The sequence below is a fragment of the Pseudoalteromonas sp. MMG012 genome, from assembly GCF_018100875.1.
GTDB lineage: Bacteria > Pseudomonadota > Gammaproteobacteria > Enterobacterales > Alteromonadaceae > Pseudoalteromonas > Pseudoalteromonas aurantia.
This window is the reverse complement of the sequence record NZ_JAGJEF010000219.1, coordinates 1-612: the sequence shown is the minus strand read 5'-3', so window position 1 is coordinate 612 and position 612 is coordinate 1. Positions and strand designations below refer to the sequence as shown.

Here is a 612-nt window from a genome sequence, read left to right as displayed (position 1 = left end):
ATGCTGCCTACTCAAGCATTAAAAAACAAATTTCTATGGTAAAAATCCAATAATAAGATACTGGCGTTCAATATATCGGAGTTCAAGTGAAAAAGATCTGTCTCATTACACACGCTGAAGCAATCCACTCCGTCGAGGGTAAAGTAGGGGGGGTTGATTCAAATTTAACGGACAAGGGCAAGGTTAAAGTGGCGTCTTTAGTGAAAAATATTGCGAGGTTGGGTTTTGAACTCGATACTATGACTGTGTACTGTTCAGATTTAACGCGTGCTGTGCAAACGGCTGAAATAGTCTTAGCTGACTCGAATTTGCCACTGAATCTAGACTCACGGTTGAGAGAGATGTCTTTTGGAACCCATGAAGGAATGTGCCAAAAAGAGCATGATAAAATTATCATGCCAACAAGCCCGATAGGCGACCGTTTAGGGCATCGGATCTGTGATGGTGCAGAATCTCGGCGTGATGTTGCCATACGCGTGGCTGATTTTGTCGACGAGATTATGCATCAGGACGGTGATGCATTAGTCATCACACACGGTTTTGCTGCAAGCTTTGTCATAGCGGCATTTCAAAAGCTGGATATTGAAAGTATGGGACACCTTGCTTTTAAGT

1 protein-coding gene is annotated in these 612 nt (G+C 43.0%); it reads left to right on the top strand.

Translation table 11 applies throughout. From position 1 onward, the window contains the following. Nucleotides 1–86: 86 nt before the first annotated feature. The coding region (locus tag J8L97_RS23125; protein WP_211053075.1) for a histidine phosphatase family protein at nt 87–612 on the top strand (526 nt) is incomplete at its 3' end.